General features: G+C 43.3%; 14 protein-coding genes. 9 read left to right on the forward strand and 5 right to left on the reverse strand.

Going from position 1 to position 22,338, the window contains the following annotated elements; translation table 11 throughout:
* Positions 1–26: 26 nt before the first annotated feature.
* From ACJJIO_RS01835 to ACJJIO_RS01850, 4 genes are all read left to right on the forward strand, one after another.
* A complete protein-coding gene (locus tag ACJJIO_RS01835) occupies positions 27–1,160 on the forward strand; it encodes a homogentisate 1,2-dioxygenase (RefSeq protein WP_444909976.1) in 1,134 nt (377 codons plus the stop codon).
* 75 nt (positions 1,161–1,235) lie between these two features.
* Positions 1,236–1,865: a maleylacetoacetate isomerase gene (gene maiA / locus ACJJIO_RS01840; protein WP_444909977.1), complete on the forward strand. Its 630-nt coding sequence runs from the start codon at positions 1,236–1,238 to the stop codon at positions 1,863–1,865.
* A gap of 189 nt (positions 1,866–2,054) precedes the next feature.
* Positions 2,055–2,339, forward strand: coding sequence for a 2TM domain-containing protein (locus tag ACJJIO_RS01845; RefSeq protein ID WP_252085435.1), 285 nt, complete (start codon positions 2,055–2,057; stop codon positions 2,337–2,339).
* A 338-nt stretch (positions 2,340–2,677) separates the two neighbouring features.
* Positions 2,678–4,153, forward strand: coding sequence for a ricin-type beta-trefoil lectin domain protein (locus tag ACJJIO_RS01850; protein ID WP_444909978.1), 1,476 nt, complete (start codon positions 2,678–2,680; stop codon positions 4,151–4,153).
* Positions 4,154–4,671: 518 nt separating this feature from the next.
* Here ACJJIO_RS01850 and ACJJIO_RS01855 read toward each other — a convergent pair.
* From ACJJIO_RS01855 to ACJJIO_RS01875, 5 genes are all read right to left on the reverse strand, one after another.
* Entirely contained in the window at positions 4,672–8,178 is a 3,507-nt protein-coding gene (locus tag ACJJIO_RS01855; protein ID WP_444909979.1) for a fascin domain-containing protein, read from the reverse strand.
* Between the two features lie 1,060 nt (positions 8,179–9,238).
* Positions 9,239–10,210 (reverse strand): DJ-1/PfpI family protein, encoded by a 972-nt coding sequence (locus ACJJIO_RS01860; RefSeq protein WP_444909980.1) that lies wholly within the window; start codon positions 10,208–10,210, stop codon positions 9,239–9,241.
* 268 nt (positions 10,211–10,478) lie between these two features.
* Positions 10,479–12,365, reverse strand: coding sequence for a VCBS domain-containing protein (locus tag ACJJIO_RS01865; RefSeq protein WP_444909981.1), 1,887 nt, complete (start codon positions 12,363–12,365; stop codon positions 10,479–10,481).
* A 1,282-nt stretch (positions 12,366–13,647) separates the two neighbouring features.
* Positions 13,648–14,652 (reverse strand): hypothetical protein, encoded by a 1,005-nt coding sequence (locus tag ACJJIO_RS01870; protein ID WP_444909982.1) that lies wholly within the window; start codon positions 14,650–14,652, stop codon positions 13,648–13,650.
* A gap of 558 nt (positions 14,653–15,210) precedes the next feature.
* Positions 15,211–15,876: a phytanoyl-CoA dioxygenase family protein gene (locus ACJJIO_RS01875; protein WP_444909983.1), complete on the reverse strand. Its 666-nt coding sequence runs from the start codon at positions 15,874–15,876 to the stop codon at positions 15,211–15,213.
* Between the two features lie 1,109 nt (positions 15,877–16,985).
* On the opposite strand from ACJJIO_RS01875, the gene ACJJIO_RS01880 reads away from it, so the two are divergent.
* The 5 genes from ACJJIO_RS01880 to ACJJIO_RS01900 all read left to right on the forward strand — a co-directional run bounded on the left by ACJJIO_RS01880 (position 16,986) and on the right by ACJJIO_RS01900 (position 21,930).
* Complete coding sequence (locus ACJJIO_RS01880; RefSeq protein ID WP_444885381.1) at positions 16,986–17,600, forward strand: bactofilin family protein; 615 nt, start codon at positions 16,986–16,988, stop codon at positions 17,598–17,600.
* Positions 17,601–17,671: 71 nt separating this feature from the next.
* Entirely contained in the window at positions 17,672–18,904 is a 1,233-nt protein-coding gene (locus ACJJIO_RS01885; RefSeq protein ID WP_444909984.1) for a class I SAM-dependent methyltransferase, read from the forward strand.
* The gene (locus tag ACJJIO_RS01890; RefSeq protein ID WP_444909985.1) at positions 18,904–20,214 is read left to right on the forward strand and encodes a MotA/TolQ/ExbB proton channel family protein; all 1,311 of its coding nucleotides are present in this window, start codon (positions 18,904–18,906) and stop codon (positions 20,212–20,214) included. Before ACJJIO_RS01885 ends, ACJJIO_RS01890 begins: the two co-directional genes overlap by 1 nt.
* Entirely contained in the window at positions 20,207–20,908 is a 702-nt protein-coding gene (locus ACJJIO_RS01895; RefSeq protein WP_444909986.1) for an OmpA/MotB family protein, read from the forward strand. The genes ACJJIO_RS01890 and ACJJIO_RS01895 overlap by 8 nt, the downstream gene beginning before the upstream one ends.
* Positions 20,905–21,930 (forward strand): hypothetical protein, encoded by a 1,026-nt coding sequence (locus ACJJIO_RS01900; protein ID WP_444909987.1) that lies wholly within the window; start codon positions 20,905–20,907, stop codon positions 21,928–21,930. The genes ACJJIO_RS01895 and ACJJIO_RS01900 overlap by 4 nt, the downstream gene beginning before the upstream one ends.
* Positions 21,931–22,338: the final 408 nt, after the last annotated feature.

Here is a 22,338-nt window from a genome sequence, read left to right on the forward strand (position 1 = left end):
CCTGCGAGCAAGATGCGAGGCCGCCCATGAACAAGTGGATTCGCTTTCCCCGCGTTGAAGGGAAGACCAGCCGACAGGCCCATGCAGATTTCCCGGCCAATACCTTTGAGAGGGAAATGGGCAAGGAGGGCTTTTTTGGCCCCTGTACGCATTTCTACCATAGCCACCCCCCCACAGGCTGGAGCCAATTCACAGGCCCACTGCGACCACACGCCTTCGACAGCACCAAACTGCAACATTCAGGCGATAGCCCCTGGGACCAGAAACCCCTTCTGCGCAATGAAAATAGCCTGGTGGGCCTGTGGATTTGCCGGGAACCCATGGACCATTTAATACGCAATGCCGATGGCGACCAACTTCTCTTCGTCCATAACGGCAGTGGAAAGCTGTTCTGTGATTTTGGCCGGCTGAGTATCCGCGATGGTGACTATATACTCCTACCGCGCGGGACCATGTGGAGACTCTCCCCCACCGAAAACGAGCCCCTGGAATTACTGCTGATCGAGGCAAGCGGTGGGCATTTCCAGCTCCCAGAGAAGGGGATTCTCGGCCCCAATGCTATCTTTGACGAGGCAATCCTGGATGTGCCGAGCATCGACGAAGCCTTTCTCGCCCAACAGGGAGACACCCAGTGGCAGGTAGTGGTGAAGGCACGCCAACAACTCTCCAAGATCACTTACCCATTTAACCCTCTAGATGCCACTGGTTGGACCGGTGACAACCTCGCAGTAAGAATCAACTGGAGAGATATTCGCCCAGTAATGAGTCATCGCTACCATCTACCCCCCTCTGCGCACACCACCTTTGTGGGCCCGGGCTTTGTCGTAGCCACTTTTGTGCCGCGCCCCATTGAGAGTGATCCCGGCGCTCTAAAAGTGCCGTTTTTTCACAGTAATGACGATTACGATGAGCTTATCTTTTACCACCGCGGCAATTTTTTCAGCCGGGATAATATTCACCCCGGCATGCTCACATTGCACCCCATGGGATTCACCCACGGGCCCCACCCAAAGGCATTTACCACCGGCGTAAAACATGCTCGCAAGGCAACCGATGAAGTGGCGGTAATGATCGATAGCCGCACCCCATGGGATATACTGCCGGATGCCCAGGCGATAGAGTTTGAGGATTACGTGAACTCCTGGAAAACGCCACAGTAACAGGGGAAAGAATTAATAAATTAATCGGCAGCTTTCCCAGCCGCCACCATAATGACTGACAATAAAGGAAAGAGAATGGACCTTTACGGATACTTCCGCTCCTCCGCAAGCTACCGAGTACGTATTGGGCTTAATTTAAAAGGCCTGAGCTATAACTATCTCCCAGTCAATCTAGTGAAAGGCGATCAACACAGCGAGCAGTATCGCCAGCTAAACCCCCAGGGGCTTCTGCCAACGCTCAATGACGGGGACATCAGCCTCTCTCAATCTATGGCTATTTTGGAGTGGTTGGAAGAAACTCACCCAGAGCCAGCGCTCTTACCCAAAGATGCCGGGGCTCGCGCCCATGTTCGAGCCCTGGCACAAAGCATTGCCAGCGATATCCAACCCCTGCAAAACCTCCGCGTGCTCAAATATCTGATTTCTGAATTCAAAGTGACTGAAGAGCAGAAAATTCAGTGGATTCAGCACTGGATTCACTTGGGATTTGCCGCCCTGGAGAAACAGCTAGAACCCGCGCCTTTTGCCGCTGGTGACACCCCCGGGCTTTTTGAGTGCTGCTTACTACCGCAGGTGTATAACGCCGAACGTTTTGGTATGGATATGAATCAGTACCCCAAAATACAAAAGATCACCCAGGCCTGTAACGAATTAGCGGCCTTTATTGATGCTCACCCCGAAAAACAGCCCGATAGCACTGTATAGTCTATTTAAATAAGCCAGAGCCCGGCTTCTCCGGGCTCTGGCTTACATGAATATCCAGTCATAAAACTCTTAACAAAACTCAACTGTTATCCCATCTTTTACACTTGCCCACCATAGCGCGCAGTGGTTAATATTCTGCACATAATGAATTAAATATAACACCGCAGTATCTATCACTGAGATCAAAAAATGCAGCCTGAGCAAGCAACTTCTGCAAGAGAGAAGGAAGCCATCGAGCATGTAAGAAAGCTCAAAGGCTTTTACCAACACCTAATTACTTATTTGATAGTGATTGCTGGACTTTTAATAGCTAATTTAATCCTCACCCCAGAGTACCTTTGGTCTCTCTGGGCAGCCCTTGGTTGGGGCATCGGAATCGCCTCCCACGCTGTGAGAACTTTTAAACCTTTTACATTGTTTGGGCCTGAGTGGGAGAAAAAGCAGGTAGAGAAAAGATTAAAAAAGAAGCCTTAAGTCAAGACACAGCCTTACCGCTTCAAGCCTGGTTACGCTCTCCTCCGTGTACACCTTTGTAAAAGATCTACAAACCATTTCAATCAGTGCAGGCGCTCTTTATTTATTAACGCCTCGAGAGAGCAGGCTTGCTAAATTTAACCCACTAGTCGCTGAAGAATCCAAACTCACAGTCTGTGCTCTAGAATAATGCTTTTAAATAATAATCGAAAAGCATGGTCAATCTCATAAAAATATAACACCTTATTAGATGCCATATCATTTTCACACACCCATACTAATATTGCCGCCCTATCAGTTAGGGCGGCCTCATAATAACAGTCAAAATGGATATCCTTATGCCAAATAAAGTTAGTTTTTCATTTTTATTTCCCCTACTCCTCTTTTTTTGTGCAAGCTCACAAGCAAGCATCGCTTCTACACCGCAATTAACAGCGGAGCCCCCTCAAGATGATCACCGTATCGACCAACTCTACTACCTCCAACCTCACAACAGTTATGAGCGCCTTGCAACTGAAGAAACTCTTGCGGATTGGCTGGATAAGGGCTTTCGCTCGTTGGAACTGGATGTTGTTGACCACGGCCCCTGGCAGGGTAGTAATCATGGGCCCTATGTAGCCCACGGCCAGAGTGATATCGGCAATCATATGTGTCGTAGTAATGGCGACAATGATCGACTGGTTCACTGCCTTGACGACATCAAGGCATGGCTTGACAACAACGAACTCAATGCACCGCTAATGCTATATATTGATATGAAGCCAGACAGTAATTGGTTCGCTGCCTGGTATGCCGATGAGATCTATGTGTTGGATCAATATATCAAGCAACACTTAGGCGATTTGCAATTCAGCTACCAGGACTTACTAGCACATCTACAGGCAAGCTCCCCCTCCTCCGACTATCGAAACACCCTAAAGAATATAGGTTGGCCTACTTTGGGCGAGCTGCAATCGCAGAATAAGAAAGTCCTGGTCATGTTTACCGGTGGCCAGAGTGGCAACGTCAATAATCGTATGGAATCGGCACTGGATAACTACCCATTACATGCCTTCCTCTGCCCTGATGTAGATACTGCCGATCCTGAAGAGTTTTCTGGCAATGTCGACTCCATGGATTCCAGCAGCTCCCAGAAGATATTTTGCGGTAATGTAAAAGCCGGTGATCACTACCAAATAACAGCCAATGAAGCGGCCAACAGTAAACAATTGATGCATTTATGGAGCAGCTCTGGCGACTTCAGCAATACAGATTTTGGCTATTCCTATATCGCTGTTGCACACGGCGCTAGCGCTATTGGCATGGACCCAAATACCGTCAATGACACGCCCAGCTATACCGGCCAAGCTATTCCCTTTGTCGGTGTGCGAAAAAGCCTACCTGGTTATTTTCGTATCCAGTCCATTCAAAACCCAAACCTCTGTATGAATGTTTCTCAAGGCTATGGCAATGGCTCCAACCTGACCTTGGCCAACTGCAACTCGAGCAACGAACAGCAGTTTGTCTACACCGCTGAGGGACAGTTAAGACCTAAAGGCAACAATAAATACTGTGTCGACTACAACACGGGCTCTGCAGACAATGGTGATAAAATACACCTGTGGGATTGCGATGGTGGCAATTCAGAAAAATGGCAGGTACAGGAAAGCGGTATTATTCAAAATCGCGACAAAGATTGGCAATACTGTATTGATACACCAGGGGCAAGTGCCGATAATGGAGAACAACTTCAAATTTATAAGTGCAACAGTAGTGACACTGGTCAGAAATTTTCCCTGAATGCTGTGAATGAATGGAAACAAACAAGCTTCTAAGTATTACTTTTTATTCAGACTCTCAGGAGTCAAGTATAAAGAAGAGTATTGTTGCAGTTAGTAAAGGCGTCGGTCTTAAGATTGATCAAAGATCGACAGCCTTACCGTATAAATGCCTATTAACCCTGGTATGCAGAAATTTCTTAACATACCCAATTAAATCAGTAGTTAGTTCAGTTCGCCAGCTTCACACTGCCTCCAGTCACCGAAGGTGCCATCACCTGCAGCTATCCGGCTTTCATAGGTAAAGATAAGCTCCGAAATATCCTTAATGAAAATGGAGAAGTGAAAGCCTTACCTTCCATACCAATACAAGGTGTAGTCGGCATTCAAGTTTGGAAATTAAGAAATTCATAAGTTCAGACTAGCTGTCCTCGTATAGGAATTCTTACTCAAGTAAGCCCTCCTATATGAAGGGCTCGTTTAGTTTGAGTGCAAAAATCCAACCCAGAGAGAGATTCTTCATAATCAATTAAGGCACCCCACCACATCAAGTTGAGGTGCCCATTTCGTATTGCTTAATGAATGATCAAGTTATGTACAGTAAACATCTCCCATATGTCAAGATTCTTGCGATTTGCATTTGCACCACCGTTTTCTTCAGCAACAATATAGTTACCATGTCGGACATTGAACAAGGAGATCCGATCACCATCCTCCAAACAGCCTGTTCTGTCCGTATGATTAATTAATTTAAATGTTTCCCAGCTATATCTGGCAGAAACGGCTACATCAAGTGCTCCCCATTCTTGGGCACCATAATAATAACCATCGGTGGTTTGCAGCCACACATCGTCACCGTCGACAAAGCAGCCCTGCTGGTTGCTATTACCGCTGAGAATAATAGTCTCATGGCTTCCGATTGTTGAAGCATTGGCATTGACTGTTTGCCCACTACCACCATTATTAGTTGCGGTCAAATATTTACCATGGTGGCCCCTTAAAGCAATTTTCATTGATTTAACCGCGGGTTTACCAATAGCTATATAACCCACTACGGCTTTCAGATTTTCTCCTTTTTCTTTGTGGGCCTCTTGCACCATTAAACTAATGTCAAAAGAACCTGTTTGTTTATCCTTGATACGAGTACCAATTGTTTCATTCATATTCTTGCCTTGCACTTGGCTCACTAGGAGGTAATCCTGTAAATCAATACCTACGGTTTGAAACTCAGGGGTACCAGTTAGATTATCTTCCAGCAATACAGCATTCACATGAATTTCAGCGCCATTAGCTGTTGTATAAGTGCCCGCTTCCATCACCACATAATGCAGAGTTTCAGGCAAGTGAACACCATCATTCCATGAAAATTCTGCTACCCGAACCTCAAAACTATTGGAGGTTATATTGCGAATTTCAGTCGTAATAGGGTCGGGACCGGCGATACCAATGACAGAAGTGAATACCACAGGGTTGGTATAGCTAAAATCCAGCTGAACTGTGGTCCACTCATGGTCTACGGCATAGACTTTATCCGCTTCCCCTCCAACAAAACGTCGATTCTGAAAATGCACCACATCGATTTGCTCACCGCCGTGGTCAGTTTCAGTATCCAAAGATTGCTCCTCCACATTCAGCAGAAAGCACTCGCCGTTAGCGTCTTCCGATATTCGTGAAATAATTGGATCAGAACCATGGTAGCTCACATTTTGATGTAGAAGAATATCATTGGAGCTTTCACAGTTACCTTGGCCTGTAGGAGTCAAATTACTAGTTACATCATTTACCTGGTAACCGCGCACAGATGCCGTTTCTATGATAGATGAGCTATTGGCACCCGCCAGATTCCACATTTCCTGATCGGTTAAATCATCGACATTGGCTTCCCAGCTGTAACCCAGTGTTTTTCCGTCTACCTCAAGAGTAGTTTCCCATACATGTCGCTTTTCTGCCCAACTCCAACGCCACTTGCTCTGGATCTTGGCTTGTGAAACTGTGAATATAAAATTACTAAAATCTCCATGAGTCTGAGTATTACCAACAACTGTTGCCCAAACCTGCTCATCGTCATTGCAGCTGTAAATCTGTATAGTTTTTCCGTGATCTATAAAGGTTTTTGTATCCTGGCAATGACGATAGACAGCTACGTAACCTTCCCCTTCTCTTGCAAATAACCAGTTATTGAAGCTGGATGTTTCATCAAACTTATCAGCTGGCCAAGTTAAATTAACTGATTCCGTAACAAAGTCATCAATCGGTAGAAAATCCGTGGCGTTACCTACGCCATCCATAAAGCGCAACTCCATAGCCGGCTTGTACAATACCAGAGCCACATTCTTGTTTTGCTTGATATAGGGCAAGTTCGTATTCATCATATTCTGGCCACCAGCTTTCCAACCACCATTTCCCACTCCTGAACGCGTGGTAACCTGAAGCGTGCCGGTTGTGGCAACCCAAGGCTGTTGTTGCCAACCGGCATTGCCCGCATGGTAATCTTGGTAAGAGCTCAACTGCACTACACCATGGCGATAGAGATCCAAGGTTTTTTCTGAAATTACAGAACTGGTAGTAAAAGGCGCACTGGTCTTCGTAAGCAGGACTCCAGACATATCAACCAAATCGTCTGCTAGATTAGATTCCACGATAATATCTTCAAAGAAGAAATTTAATCCGGCAACAGGCGTCAGGTAGTATTCCAACATTTCATCAGCCAGTTCAGGATGAGCATAGGCACCAGCAGATTGGGAAAAAATAATCTTATCTTGCAAATCTAGACCTGCCCATACCGAATCCACCTCAGTGATAGGGTGGCCTGAGTAATAGCTGATATTGACCTCCCCATTTAGTTTTTCCAGACGATTATAAGCAACACTGCTAGCATCAAGGCTAGTCATGGCAAATATATCTATATGGTTACCAGCGGTAAATGCCTGTGGACCCATGCCGGTGACTAAAGCCATATACTCTGAGAAGCTATTTTTCATAGTGTTTACTCCTCCATAACTTCCCGCATAGCTCCTTGAATCTGTAGCCGTTGCAGCGCCAAGATCATTTGTCACCATAGCTATATCATTGAGAAATATTAATGCGACCTCCCCGGCTAGCTCCTTAATCTCCTGATCCTTGGCATAGTCGTAAAGATTTAATAGCGCGGATATCGAAAATCCACTATAGGTATTTGAAGTAGACTCATAAACACCATAACGTTTTTTAACTTCTAAATAACGTATAAGGCGATCTTTGATTTTCTGTGGCCCGCCCCCAATATTCCATCCCTCCATTTCCCATAACAACCAGCTAGTGGAAAGCCACATAAGCACATGATTTTCAGAGGTATACACACGTACTCGCTCGGTATCTTCGTCCTGCCAATAAGGGAGCTTATTAATTTCATTTAGAATCAAGTCATCGTACTCATCACTCTCCGCCAACACACGAATATATAGAATCAACTGCATGTCTGGATTTTTATAAGCATGCTTGCCCGGAGTGAAAAGTTCTGTTAATCGCTGAGCCAATGCTGCCCTATCCAAGGGCAAACCGAGATAAGCCCTGAGAACCATGTGGTCATTATTTGGCTCCTCTCTCGCTGAATCGAAAACTCGCTCTATATAGGCCGCCTGGCGCTCACGGAAGGCTGCTAGATAGGCTGGGTATGATCCAGTATCGTAGTCTGCTAAAGTCCACGGCTGTGCCCCATCTTCAGAGTTTCGGGGCCCCGTGCTAAACCAATCAGATATATCGACATCAAGACCAAAATAGTTTAGTGCGGTAACTGAGTTATCAGCTACCCCAAAGAAAAAATCAAGTGACCCCTCAACTGAATTTGTCAGGCCATCATATAGCCATTCACCAGTGTCTACTAAGAATCCTACAGAGGCAGTTGCGGCATCTTCTACTGTAGTGACTACATCTTCGATAGTTTCTTCAGCACTCTCTTCAACTTTATCCCAGGTTTCAGCAATCCAGCTTGTGAAATTATCCCATATGCCTGCATGAGCGTATGTAGGCATGATTAAGCTAGATAGGAGCATGATATACACGATATACAGGCCGGCTCTCTTAAAATTCATAACTAAATCCAAAATTTAATTTTTTCTGATAAAAGGATATGCCGAGCAAGATCTCCCACCCTTAACACAAAATTAAAATAATCAATGGCAATGTTAATTATCAATAAAACAATACATTCCCCAAAAAATAAACTCTAAACTCAGATACAAAGGGTATAAAAACTAAAGAGACCCTAAATGGCGCAAAAATGATATTAATTTAATCCGACCAGCTCAAACCTCACAAACAAAACAGAAAATAAATAATTTCATCCTACCATTAAAAATAATATTGGTACAAAAGCAACAATATACATAAAAATAAAACGGATTGAATCTTTTAAAGTAAGAAACTGACAATAGATTATTGTTTCAAATTTCACAGCAACCGGTTTCTAATTAACGAACAATAAATCAACCCATCAGGAATTCATCTGCAGACTTGAGCCATTAAATAGAATTAAACTTATTAAAAGGGACATTAGAAAGATTGAAGATCAAGGAGGTCCGCTCATAATTCCGCAATGTCTTTACGGGTCGCAAAGGCTGCAAATGGTAGTCATCGGAATGGTCGCAGCCCTTTACAAAATTTACAAAACAATAGCTGCGGGCTTTATAATTCGAATTGCGGGGATAACAAAGTGACTTATTATCTAGGTTTCAAATTTAAGATCTAATAAAATAACCGAAAGGAATCACTTCTTAGCAACCCGGCAACTTTGAGGCTTTGTAGCTTTTTATAATACTTAAATGGATGATAATGATACGAAAAACCATCTGCTTCCGAACAGAAAGAAAATACCAAGCTGTCGTAAATCAATTTCAGGAAATTCCGGCCGGGATGAGCTCTTTCTAAAGAAATAATTTTTCCTTGAAATCAGGCAGGCTTGTATGTGACAGACTTATCCCAGAGGACAGGTCTTGAAAGCTACAGTTATTAGGTCTTGCTAGGCAATGTCCACCCACAAGAGTTGCGCTTAACATCTGTAACCTTCAAGTTAAGAAATTACTCAGAAACGTTTTAAAGGAGATCACTCCACTTTAGGTACATCGTGATTCCTCCTATGCTAATGAACTGCGCTTACTGGCTAAGCTACTGCCTTTTTTGCAACTTATAAATAAATTTATCCGCCAGAGAATAAACCGAGGACGGATTCGCTCCAGTGACCAGCTCTCTGTCTTCGATTACTTGCGACATTGAGGGTACACGAAAATTACTTACTTTAAGGCCAGCCTCTCTTACTTTTTCTGCAACGTAATACTCTAGGCGACTGCCTTTTAAATAAAGAAAGTTCTCAAGAATTAACTCTTCAGACTTGTTACCCAGTGTAATGTTGTATCCTTTGTAAATGAAGTTATTTTTTTGTTCTTCACTTAAGGGGATAAATGGATCATAGATACCTTCCATTGCTGTCAACAACACTATCGGAGCATGGCAAATTATAGCAGTCGGCTTTTGGGTTTCATGGAAATATGTTAAGATACTACCCAGCTCCTCGCTAAACAGAAGATCTGTTTTTGGCGCATGACCTCCCGGGATATAGATTCCATCATATTTTTCTAAAGATTTTGACTGTGTCAATGACTCCAGCGAGAGCAGAGGTTTTTCAGTAAGTTGCTGCTGCTCCATTATGTATTCAACATCATCTAGAAAAGCAGATACTTCGTCATTTGCGTAACGATTAGCAAACTTGAGCCTACCGAAATATTTCATTGCTGTAGCGATATCTTTTAAGCGCTCCTCCTCGGCTTTTATCTTAGGGTTTAAAGCATACTGAGGCCAATTTGATACCACTGATGCTTTATAAAAATACATTTGCAAGCCAAAACCATCAATTACAGGAGTTTTCCCTTTTGGTGTGGCAATATCAAATTCATATCCATTGGCTTCCAGCTGCCTCAAGGTTTCTGATAGCTCACTCACAAAATACCCAGATTCGACTACACCACCATTTCTTAGGGTCAAATGGTCAGCTGCTGAAACGACAACAAGCACTTTTCCATTGCTAGCATAGGCATTTAAACTTAAAAGAACAGCCACGAAGATATATAATATTTTTTTCAAAATAAAATCCAACTGTTTATTATTGAGGTTAGAAAACCTATTTATTTTAGATTGCGCCCCACAAAAGCGAATTGCACCTATCTAGAATAGGCTATTGGCAGTTAGGAAATCCATACCAGGTACTATATTAGCGTGCAAATTTACTAGGGGCAGCCTGTTTGATTATGCTTTATTAGCAGCAGTGTTGATAATGGCCTTTTCGATGGACATATCCATATTTCCCTTCCATTAACTCATTACTCGTATTTAAAATCTGCTTATAAAGCACCTAATTATTACTTATCGTAACATCAAGGAAGGCGGGCTCTTGGCTTTTTCTACCAGAATGATCCACCGCAATGACTTTATAGCGGTAGTTTTTCCCCAACTCTAAATCTGAATCTGAATCTTTGTATGAAGGTTCTCGTGTTTTTAAAAGCAAGTCGTCATCACGTGATAACTCGTAATGGAGCACACCACCATTTTCAATAGTGTGATTCCAGGAGAGAAACACTTGCATTCCATCTATCCTATATTTAAAGCCACTAACCTTAGCGGGTGGAGGATGATCCCCATACTTGCAAGGTACAATATCTCTGCCTAAGCCATCAGTACACTGATCAATATTTTTGTCGGTTTTACCTGATGCATTCCAATTTTTTGCTATTCCGCCAGTGCACATATTATCGGCACAAAAGGGCATATCATAATTGAGGCAAGTTCTGCAGTTTTCATACCCAAAATTATCTACAAAAGGCAACACAGACTTATCGACTGCGGGGAAATAATTACAGACTGTGACATGCGCGCCATCGTTATATGCAGGATCATCAACACCATTGATAGTGTCACACTCAGCAACCGCACATCCAACATAACGAGTTTCCCCATAGCAGACTTGAGCCCAGTGCCCACAGGTGTCATCGTGACATTGTCCATCCTCCCAATTATATGCGTAACTTTCATCATACCAAGCCTGAACCGCACCAGCCCATTGCTCGGCACCATATTGAGATGCTGGAGGATTGGTAAAATGAATAGCTACATTTTCACCAATTTCAACGTAACCGGCGGGCAACACAAAAGATACTTCACTTTTTACTTTATCAAAAGAATCTCTAATACCCGTAGAGTCACCTAAATGTCCAAAATAGCAGGCCGATGCCCGTTCCTTCGCCATCTTAGCCAAGGCATTATCCCAAAAAAGAGTTTGCATATTTCCGGCAGTTTTAGGCCCTTCTCCTTCTCCAGATTGACCACTGGCGCATCGCTGACGAAGGTGATTATGCCTATCGAGCATTACCCGTTTTTGATCCAGTGAAAGCTCAAAAGGGCCAGACCCATTGGGGTCTGAAGTTACTATAGAAAATGTAACAGATTGTTGAGCACCATCGGTTAACTGGAAATTAACAGTATCTTTTACTGAGTCACCACTTTTTATGCTATCCGCCTTATCATTAAGGATATATTCCCAATCACCACTACTGTTAATGTTAAAATTACCATAAGTGCTTTCTATATTTTTCTCTGAAAAGCCCGGCGTATTACCATCCACATCATGCAGCGACAAAATACCATTAGCACTTTCTCTGCTCCCTACAATTAATGTCGCCAGGGGGGAGTCTGGTTCGAAAATATAGGCATCATCGGCACCTGTTACTTCGATAACAATCACTGTAAAGTCATTTCCAGCTCCCACAGCTACTGAAAATTCATCTGTAGCAAGTTCATTTTCACTAAGCGGATCAGAAAGATTACTATCCAAAGTGTATTTCCAGGTGCCATCTGAGAGAACTTGGAGGCGGCCGTATTTCCCCCACTCATTAACTTCCTTAAAAATTCTATTTGGGTTTGTACTATCAATCAGTATGCCAGTAGCAGACTTTACATTATCTTCACTAACGTAACCTTCCCCACCACTAATGACCCCATGGTTTGGGTCTGGATCTAGATCTGAGCCTGGATCTGAGCCTGGATCTGAGCCTGGATCTGAGCCTGGATCTGAGCCTGGATCTGAGCCTGGACCTGGACCTGGACCTGGGTTGGGCCCAGCATTACCACCATTGTTAGTTACCTCTGGATTATTGTTTTTGCTGTCACTAGAACCACCACCGCTACAGGCAACTGTGAAAACGGACAAAACAGTAACCATAAGAAGCTTAGAGAGCTTGTTCATATTGTTCTCTACAGATTCAATCACACTTATTTTGGAACAAAATTATAAGAACATTCTTTTTCTATTTTGTGAACTAGGTTAAACATTATTGTTTCTATATTGAGTACCTGGAGTTTCCAAATTGCGAACAATTGACTTTTTTCTTTTTTAGGCATCATTTATCAACTATTGGGAGCCAAGTAAGGATTTCTTAGTTTTGACTCATTGCAAGTAGCCCTACAGTAAGCAGTCCTCGCAACACATATCTTTGCCGGCCGATCAGACTCACTAAAAAACTTAAGTAATTTATCGAGCTTAAACCGGATTCATTTTAAACATTAAAAATCTATTGGCATTGAATTAAGAGCCTCTAGCAATAGATAAGGGCCCGAGCCAGGTTAAGGTAATTATCGAATGGAGTGGGGATGAGAATTTTTCAAGTACTAATAAACAAAATACATAGGATCTCTGCACTATTTAATTAGGAGGCAGTAAACTAATACCACATGATCCAGCATATCATCTTGATTTATATCAACCAGCATCTTATGTTAACTGAAATATTCTCACAGGTGATACATCTACAATATTCAGCTTACCAACCTAAGAAATTAGTGGGCACCCATTACATTTATAGATATAGTGCTTAAAAGGAACCAAAAAGGAATAAAGATGTACGAGGTAGTACTTTTTTTGCATTTGCTAGGTGCAACTATTTGGACCGGGGGCCATCTGGTGCTGGCATGTACAATCCTCCCTTCCGCCCTAAGAAGTCAGGATATTGAATTTATCTCAAGGTTCGAAAGCAGCTATGAAAAAATTGGCATCCCTGCTCTTTTTGTACAGATTATTTCTGGCATCTATCTAGCTTTCAATCTCTTGCCCGATATATCCCAGTGGTTTAACTTCTCGAATCCGGTTTCGAGACTTATTTCATATAAGCTAATCATATTGGGCTGTACATTCCTTCTTGCTATTGACGCAAGACTCAGAATTATTCCGCATCTTTCCACCAGAAACCTAAAACCTCTCGCTTATCATATAATTCCAGTAACACTTCTCTCCGTTCTATTCGTATACGTAGGGATTTCCTTCAGAACAGGCTGGCTATATTGAACTATCATTTATTGGCTCAGCAACTGACCAACTACCCGGCGTTAGCACAGTTAATCACTTACTTATTGAAACTCCACAGAATAAAAGCTTAACTAGTTAATGAGGGCTGCTTAACAGCAGCCCTCACACTCAATCAATTAGACATGCAAATATTGAATTTTAGATTAATTAAAATCAAAGTAACGAATTAAAAAACTTCTTGCAAATGCTTTAAAAAGGGTACCACGGTTTGATCTCTCACAGCTGGGTACATATCTCGATCAATAGTAATATGATCCAAATTGACCCAACTTTGAGCATACCAACCTAGATTGATATCTTCTGCTGCATAGACAAAAGAGTGCACCCCTGTAAATTCGATAACTTCGTCACCGCCTGCCAGTTGACGGATGTATAAATTGTCTTTATAGGGGAACTGAGCATTGAGATCAGTATAGTAGCTCAAATAAGTTGAGTTTTCGGGGTTGCGGAAAAAAGAAGAAGTTACTCCCATTTCATTCTGATCCCATTTACAGACTCCATCAAAACTATGAACAATAGTTCGAATGCTACGAAAGTCCGGATCATTACGCAGAGCCTTTGCCAAGCGCATTGCTAAACAGCCCCCTCTGGATGATCCCGCCAAGTAGATGGTTTCTAGATTTGATACATAAGCTTTTGACTTTAACCAATTAAGGTAGGCACTTTCTATACGCGATTTCTCACTACTATTCACCATATAGTTAAATTGTGCATCAAAAGCTACGGCAAAGAAGGTGTCATCTGCTGGAAAATACTCTGAATCTAAAACCTGCCGGGCAAGCGAGCGGCCATCTATGCTTCTAGAACAGGATTCTTCTGAGATACCACAGTTTCTTTTAAAGTTATCCCCTTGGCCTGTTACCGCACTTTCAGAACCGTATCCCGGAGGCTGTTGCCCAGCTGCAATAAACACCAAATTTCGCACATCTTCTCGTTCTGGCTGCCGCACTCTTGCAATCTGAGTGTATAATTGATGAGTATTACTGACACCTTCTTGCTCCCAAGCTAGATACTCAGATTGAGTAGCTTGCTGGGTACACCAAAAGTTTTGACAGTAGCGGACACGCTCCAAGCTCACCGATAAATCTGATTTAGGCTCAAATGCCTTAGCCTGAATAGAGCCCAAAAGGAACACCCAGCAAGCTAAAAGCCTTATTATTTGATTTTTCATTTTTCACCATTTTCAATATGATCATTCTTATATTTAGAAGGTAAAACCCTCCATCCAATCAAATAAACTAACCCCTTATCTGACCGCAGATGATTTTAACAGACGAAATGTCGCCAAACAGAGAAACCAATAAAAAAACAAATCTTAAATTTTCAAATAAGAAAAGATCAAATCCAAGACAAAAAAATACAACAACGGGAAAGGCCTAAACAACAAATTGATAAGCAGCCAACAGTAATTTCCAACACTTAAAGCGCCCATAAATTAGCCGAAACATCTATAAAATCATCGACTCCTTTAGGAAACCATGAATTCCTAGGAAAACATGATCGCCGACCAACCCTTCAGAACACCTGAACATCATGTAAATAATTATATTTTTTACCCAATCACAAGAAGAAAGCAGAAGCAGTGGACCGCGCCCCGACAGATAACGCCACACGACCTTTCATGCCTTAATTTCGATCGTAACATACAGCACGAACATCTTAATTGATAGCAAGGTAGTGTAATGGGCGTTAACTCGTACATCATTACTGAAAACTGAATCTAGTTGCACTATGCCCAAGTAACCCCAGCTGGCAACTCATAGCAACTATATTCCAAGTGTATCACTCTGCGACGCCTAGGAAATAAAGCTCTATCTGAAGCATGAAGAATATGAGGATACATAATTAGTGCAGAACCGGATTTTGCCTCACAGGCAACTGGATTATGCTCTTTAACATATTGATATATTTCATCTTTCTTCAAAATTCCATGTTGATGGCTGTCAGGAATAAGCTTTAAGCAACCATTATTAGCATCAGTATCATCCAGATGAATACGGATCGTAATCATTTGCTTAAGAACATGTAGTGGAGGCTGCACATGGTGAACGCCATCCTTAACACTCCAGGGGCCCCATCCAGACTTAGTAAATTTTGAAGAGACCGCTACAGTCTTATCCTGATGCCAAGTAACAAGCCAGTTACATTTTTCATTTTTATCAAATAGGATACCCCTTACCAATCGAGGGCGCTGAATTAAGTACTTCTGCGCTAAATTTACAATCAAGTCCGATGTAGCCAAGGCCGCTATAGAGCTATACTTTTTCTCTACATTGCGTATGCCTCCCGTCCGCTTAGCGAGCTTTAAATCTGCAAACTCATTTTGAAGAACCTCAAGCTGGCCTTCCGGAAAGATGCCATTAATTAAGAAATAACCTTTTTCCAAATCGATCATTATTTAATAACCACAAAAAAGAGTCCGGATTTTATGTACAGCGCACCCAACGAGCGAAATATTACCGACCAGAAAGTGTTTTCTAGCTGGAATTTTTATTTCCGGAAACTTTAGTTTAGGCTTTCCCCATTTACGCATAGACACTATCCGTATTTTGTGGTTTAGATTCTTAAGATCATCTTTGTCAGCTCATAATACATGAGGAATTGTTCCACGCTTCATATTACCTACCCAGCAACACACTCCTTAATAGCATATGGCACGGACGCTGCTGCACTTAGAACACCAAAGTAACTGCAAGCCAGGCCAGGGCTGGGAAAAAGTGCTCTATGTCACACTTTTAACGTGGAATCCGTGCTAAATTCAGCCCATTCAAGTCGAGGTCAGCTTGATTGATTGCCGAGCCGTTTTACGGTGGCTTTCACGCTGTAAGGTAGTAACAACTCAATCTATATTGATGTATGCCCAGTAGAACTCAATACCCATCAGCAGATAATAAGCAGTATGCCCTCCACAACAAAAAGTAAATATTTACTTACAAATTACACCTTAATGTAAAAGTAAGAATGTGACGTTATGTCGAGCAATCCCAGCAATTCTTCGTCACTAGAATTAGGTAGTAGGACTATTTTTGTACAGTTAAAGGTTGCGGGTTCAGTTTTGTAAATTGCTTGGTGTGCTCACTGTTGTCATGCTCCCATACTGGCCTAAATTAATTTTCTAGCCTGGAACAAACCGCCTGTGAAAAAATTGAAGCTACTAAGAGTAGGTATGAAAAATCTACCAGCGATTTATGTACAGGTGAAACCATAAGTACGTAAATTTTCTTGCTGAATGAAATGTGTATTTCAGCCAAATTCTCCAAAGCCAAGAGCATGGATAAGAGATAAAGATGGTTTAATAGTAGAAAATCTTTGCTTAATGATATCCATGTTTCTGTGAAAAAATGAACATATATCTTTTGCCATCGAGAGATTACGGTTCACGCATTGAGCTTTCGTGATTTTTCGACTCAATGTATTACCTCGCTTACGGATAAGACTTCAGCCGAGGGCCTGGCTACAAGAGTTTTAACGCTGACTTTTTCCACAACGAAGAGATTTATTTAGATGAGCACTGACAAAAGTAATGACTCCACACCTTTTCTAGCAGGCATGAGTGCTGGTGAACAGCAATCATCTCTCTCGAATTCAGGCGCCAAATCAGTGCTTGGTGAGGGTATCAATTTTCGCGGTGAGTTGATTGGCACAGAAGATCTTCATGTAGAAGGCACCGTAGACGGTACAGTAATTATGGTTGGTCACAACCTTTCTGTTGGTACCGGCGGCGCAGTAACTGCAAACATCCATGCAAAAAATATTGTTGTTGAAGGCACACTGGACGGCGACGCACTTGCCGATGAGTTAATTGAGATCAGAAATACTGCCCAGGTAAACGGCAACCTGATTGCCCCTCGAATCAAACTCGACGATGGTGGTAAGTTCCGTGGCTCTATGGATATGGTAGATACCGACTCCGAAATGAAAGAACGCCACAAGGAATTCTCAGACCGATTGGTGCACCCAGATCTGCCGGCAACGGAAGACAAGCCAGCAAACCGCTCCCAGAACAACGCCTCCTACACTTCTAGCAGCTCAACTGCGAGTGATTCATCCCGTCTATCCGATACCAGCGACTATCTGTTCGGTACCAAGGAGACTGAAGAGGAAACAGTGGAGAGCTGAGTTAACTTCCTCCGTTAATCCTCCATACGAGCCCCGGCTATTGCCGGGGCTCTAGCTTTTGGTGTGAAAGTATGTTGCAGCATCATTCGTTTGGTATTGCCGCCTTGGTGGACGAGGTGATTCAACCAGGTGGTAAAGTATTGGATTTGGGGTGCCTCTCATTTGGCACTACACAAACCTTTTTGGAACTGTCCTGCCAGACATTTATTGAGGATTTACGTAGCCTGCTGCTTGAAATCCACTCATTTGACCTGCGGACACGAACTATAAAGTTAACTGAACACCTAACCAGAAAGCCGCAACGGATAAAACTTGATGTCGTGCTCTGCTGGGACCTGTTCAACTTTATGGAACCCCAGCTTATTGCCCAATTAATTGAGGAAATCCGACCTCACTTAAAAGCTGGCACTGTCTTCCACACAATGCTGTACACCGGCACAATGCCTAAAGCCCCCGCTGACTTCAAGCGTTTGTCCGGCTTCACTTTTAACTCAGCCCCCCTAGCACTGCCGGAGCCATTACCTACATACCGATACTCTTCGCTCAACCTAATGAAAACCATGGGTAACTTTTCTCTGCGCTCCTCTCTCCTGCATAGAAAAGGCATGCGTAAAGACCTTATTGAGCTGATGTTTGAATACGGTAATGTAAAGTCACAAAACGCTATACGTGCGGGGGGCACCTCAGCTGCAATTTCCGCCTTTAGACAAACAAGCCTTACCGAAATCCCTTTGACAGCACTTGATCAAGCATTAATGCACGCCAAGCGCTCTCCCGTCAGTAAAGCTCTGGATGTAGGGAAAAAAGCTGGAAGGAATATGCAGCACCTCCAGCGAGAAGTGGGTGAACTATTTATTTCCGATCTCTATTCTGCAATTCTCTGGCAATGTAGCCGCAAGGTACCCTTTGATAGCGCGATACAGGCAGCATTACGACAGGCCACCCTGCCTGAAAACCTGGATTGTATTTTACTCTGGGATCTTCTGAATTTCTTTTCCACTGAACAAATTCAGTTAATCACGCATGCGCTATATCAGTATCTCAGCAATGGCGCTGTGATGCATTTTCTGCTGTTCAAGCAAGAGCGACTTCCGGTTAATTGTGGTGTTTTCGAGATTCAGCCATCAGGCCTTGTTGGAACCTATATCCAAGCAGCTGGAAATAAGCAGGCAAAGTTCCGCACTATTACCGATGTAGTGAAAGCACTACCACAAATGAAAGTTCTAAGTCAGGGCACTGGAAGAATACCCAACGGGCCCTTTTATCACGAAATAACAATGCAGAAAGTTGTAAAGGATCAATAATGACCCAGTTTTTCTACCACTGGTTGACTAAGTTATCTCCTGAGCAGGTAACAGACACCTTTCTTATAGTTATGCTTGCCCTTGGCACTATAGCCTTGACCCTTTACCCATTTGGCAAGTTTCCACGCTTCGTAAAAGAAACGCCTTCTCTACTGACCGCTCTTGGAATTCTGGGTACCTTTATCGGTATTATTCTTGGTATCTATGGTTTTGACCTTGCTGATATCGATACCTCAATTTCAGAACTTATGCAAGGTCTGGAAACCGCCTTTATGACTAGCATCTTAGGCCTTTTCCTCTCATTGGTCTTGCGCACTATCTTCCAAATATTCAACAAAGATCAGCCAGCCAAAGCCACTGCAGATGATATTTTGCAAGCGATCAATCACCAGCGCCAGGATTTGGCAAAATTTCAACACAGTATTAGTGAAGAGGTTCTGCAGTCACTAACTTCAGTTGTGGAGAAGTTTAATCAGGGGCTGAACGCACAAATGGGTGATAACTTACAGCAGTTTATTCAGCAGCTGGAGGCCGTATCCCCTGCCTTGCAAGCATTAATCGATCAGCATGAGCAACACGCCGAGCTTGCTGCAATCTACCGTGAGCAAACTACATCTCTACTGATTGAAATTAACGGTGCGCAGGAGAATCTTCTGCAGTTACATCAACGTATTACTGAATTACCGAAAATCTTTAACGTTATTCCTTCGCTGGTTGAACAGCAGCGCACTCACTCCGAACAAATCTCTGTCATGCTTAATGAACAGCAGGCATCCATTGAAATACTACAAAAATCTATTCCGGATATCGCGCCCAAGTTTGAGTCGATTACCCAGGGAATCGAAAAAGCGAATCAGCAGTTAGGCACTCAAGTTCAACATCTAATCTCCCTGAGTGAAACCCAGGCGAAAGTCTTTGAACAGAGGACGAATAAGGTCGTTGCTCTTGCCGATGTCCTGAATAATATCGACCCCAACCACTTTTCCAACATTATACGAGAGACTGCAAACAGCCATCGTGAGTCAATGGTTGAGCTTGCTCAGCTTATTGCCAAGACCCATCAACAAATGATTACTGAATTATCCCAAGTGATCACTCGTGATTTGACCAATGCAGACGTAAGCATCAAGCGCCAGTATGAGTTACTGGATCAACGCTTACATAGCGAAGTCGAGAGTGTAATGGCTGCGATGGGTGATGCCCTAGGTACCTTGAGCGGTGAGTTTTCACGGGATTTTCGCCAGTTAATCCAGCAAATGAAAAGAATTGACAATCAAGTGAAGCAGGCCGCTGGAGAGGAGCATGTTTGAGAGCGCTCACTCCAACAGTGAATCCAGTGAAAGCCAGTGGATCAGCCTATCTGACATGATGGCCGGCCTAATGATGGTCTTTCTCTGTATTGCCGTCTTCGTGATGCGTTCCCTAATAGATGAACGAGCCAAAATTCGAGAACTTGCCGAGTCCTATCGCGATACACAGCTGGCGATTTATCAAACTTTGCAACAGGAATTCTCCCGCGACCTTACTCGCTGGGGAGCCTCTCTGGATAAACAGACCCTAGCTATCTCTTTTAACAATAGTGATGCGCTGTTCAAGACTGGGGATTTTACTTTGAGTGACAATGCGCGTGAAATTATGTCCTCATTTGTGCCCCGCTATATTGCTGCACTGACCCCCTATATGGATTCCATTGCTGCAATACAAATTGAAGGTCACACAAGTTCTGAGTGGGGTGAGCAGTCGGCGCCAGAGGATGGGTATTTTCATAACTTACGTCTTTCTCAGCAGCGGTCACGGGCGGTAATGCAATATGCCCACTCGCTACTACCCCCAAATCAAGCCGTTTTAGTACGTGCAAAAGTTGCAGCCGTAGGTTATTCATCCGCCCGCCCGGTCCTTAATAACAATGGTATTGAGGATCCAAATCGCTCTCGTCGCGTTGCATTCCGAGTAGTGCGAGACTCTGAAAGCCACATTTTGCAGATTCTTGAGGAGGCCCTGTGAAACTAACCGACTTGCGGCCTATTCATAAGCGTCAAAGGCAAAGCTCTCAAAATCTTCTCAATCCCGAACAGAAGCCTTTAACTATTTGCAAGCCGAGTCGAAATAGCTTGGCAAGCGCCATTCGTTTAGGTATTCAGCTGGACTATTCAGACCTCGATATACTTTCCTGCGGATGGCGCTACCGGGGCATCCCAGTATTTGTATTTGGTCTTGAGTATTCACCCTCAACACAGGAAGATTCCTTTGGGCAGGTCCATATTTCTCCCAAATGCCCTTCGGTAAGTAATTACCAAGGGCCCCTCTGGGCGAGCAGCGACTTCTCAGCCGTACATAAATCCTTTCCGCGAGACAACCTAAAGCCCTGTCCGCACTGCTTGCGCCACCTTTATAGTTTGGATATTCCAGATTTACTGCACAAAGACCGCTTTGGTAATGTTACCGCTATCGATTGGTTAATTTACGCACGATACTTTGCCGGTACAATTTTTGAAAAATACCCACTCTTCTGGCGCAACGGTGAACGCCCACAAAAAGTGACTGCACTATTCACCACTGAACCCCCGAGGTATTCCTGCTCAATTTGTCAGTGCCATATTAATGCCAACGGCTGGGCGATTAACCCTAAGCTGGCTGAACTCAGCAGTCTCCCCAGAGAAATTTGCCTTCTTTGCGCCGAGCGGAGAGCTCGCACTGTATTAGTGGCACCCCCTCAAGCAGCGCTGCGTGCAGCAACCCTGCGCTACGAATCCCTTACCAAACAGTTGGGTAGTGAACCCCAAGCATCCTGGGCAATCGCCGAGCAAGTAGTTCCCGCCTCTTGGCTTCCGCTGATCCAGAAACTGAAAACTCTGATGGGGCCGCCCAAGGTCTTTCAGGTGATCGCTCCGAAAATTTTAGCCGTCTTATCCTGGCCCAGTATGAAACGTGCCATCATTGCTGATAACACCAAAGAAGCAAAACTGCCTACTCACTATTCCGTTTGGCGCAAAGCCCAAATTGAGCAAGAACTGGGCTTAGGCTGAGCAATTACTTCATTGTGCTGCCTTCGGGCAGCTGGCTTTTACAAACATCCGGCTTTCTCACTCTCAAAATCTATCAATAAGAAAAATTCTAGAAGATTCTTAAAGTTGTACGCAGGTATTTCCTACTGCGGCTTATCTGATTTAGATATAGCAGACCATCAACAACTTACTATTTCCAATAATTTTATAAACGCATGACTTAAATAAATTATTTGATATTCTTTTTAAAAGACACTCTATCAAATGCTTTTTATCCTATTTATACTCTCAACCTCTTTTACAAGCTTTGCACAAGCAGCTTCTTGGTATTGGAAGGTTATAAATATCATGATTACGGTTTAAATTACCGCCAATAATTTTCTGCATAGGATTTCCCCCTCACAATTACATGCTTTTTAGGAACTTAAA

Source organism: Microbulbifer mixtoriginis (SeqCode) (assembly GCF_052467235.1).

Coding starts and splice junctions, on each gene's coding strand:
- ACJJIO_RS01835 (WP_444909976.1), top strand. CDS start 27: ATGAACAAGTGGATTCGCTTTCCCCGCGTTGAAGGGAAGACCAGCCGA.
- maiA (WP_444909977.1), top strand. CDS start 1,236: ATGGACCTTTACGGATACTTCCGCTCCTCCGCAAGCTACCGAGTACGT.
- ACJJIO_RS01845 (WP_252085435.1), top strand. CDS start 2,055: ATGCAGCCTGAGCAAGCAACTTCTGCAAGAGAGAAGGAAGCCATCGAG.
- ACJJIO_RS01850 (WP_444909978.1), top strand. CDS start 2,678: ATGCCAAATAAAGTTAGTTTTTCATTTTTATTTCCCCTACTCCTCTTT.
- ACJJIO_RS01865 (WP_444909981.1), bottom strand. CDS start 12,365: ATGAACAAGCTCTCTAAGCTTCTTATGGTTACTGTTTTGTCCGTTTTC.
- ACJJIO_RS01870 (WP_444909982.1), bottom strand. CDS start 14,652: ATGAAAAATCAAATAATAAGGCTTTTAGCTTGCTGGGTGTTCCTTTTG.
- ACJJIO_RS01875 (WP_444909983.1), bottom strand. CDS start 15,876: ATGATCGATTTGGAAAAAGGTTATTTCTTAATTAATGGCATCTTTCCG.
- ACJJIO_RS01880 (WP_444885381.1), top strand. CDS start 16,986: ATGAGCACTGACAAAAGTAATGACTCCACACCTTTTCTAGCAGGCATG.
- ACJJIO_RS01885 (WP_444909984.1), top strand. CDS start 17,672: ATGTTGCAGCATCATTCGTTTGGTATTGCCGCCTTGGTGGACGAGGTG.
- ACJJIO_RS01890 (WP_444909985.1), top strand. CDS start 18,904: ATGACCCAGTTTTTCTACCACTGGTTGACTAAGTTATCTCCTGAGCAG.
- ACJJIO_RS01895 (WP_444909986.1), top strand. CDS start 20,207: ATGTTTGAGAGCGCTCACTCCAACAGTGAATCCAGTGAAAGCCAGTGG.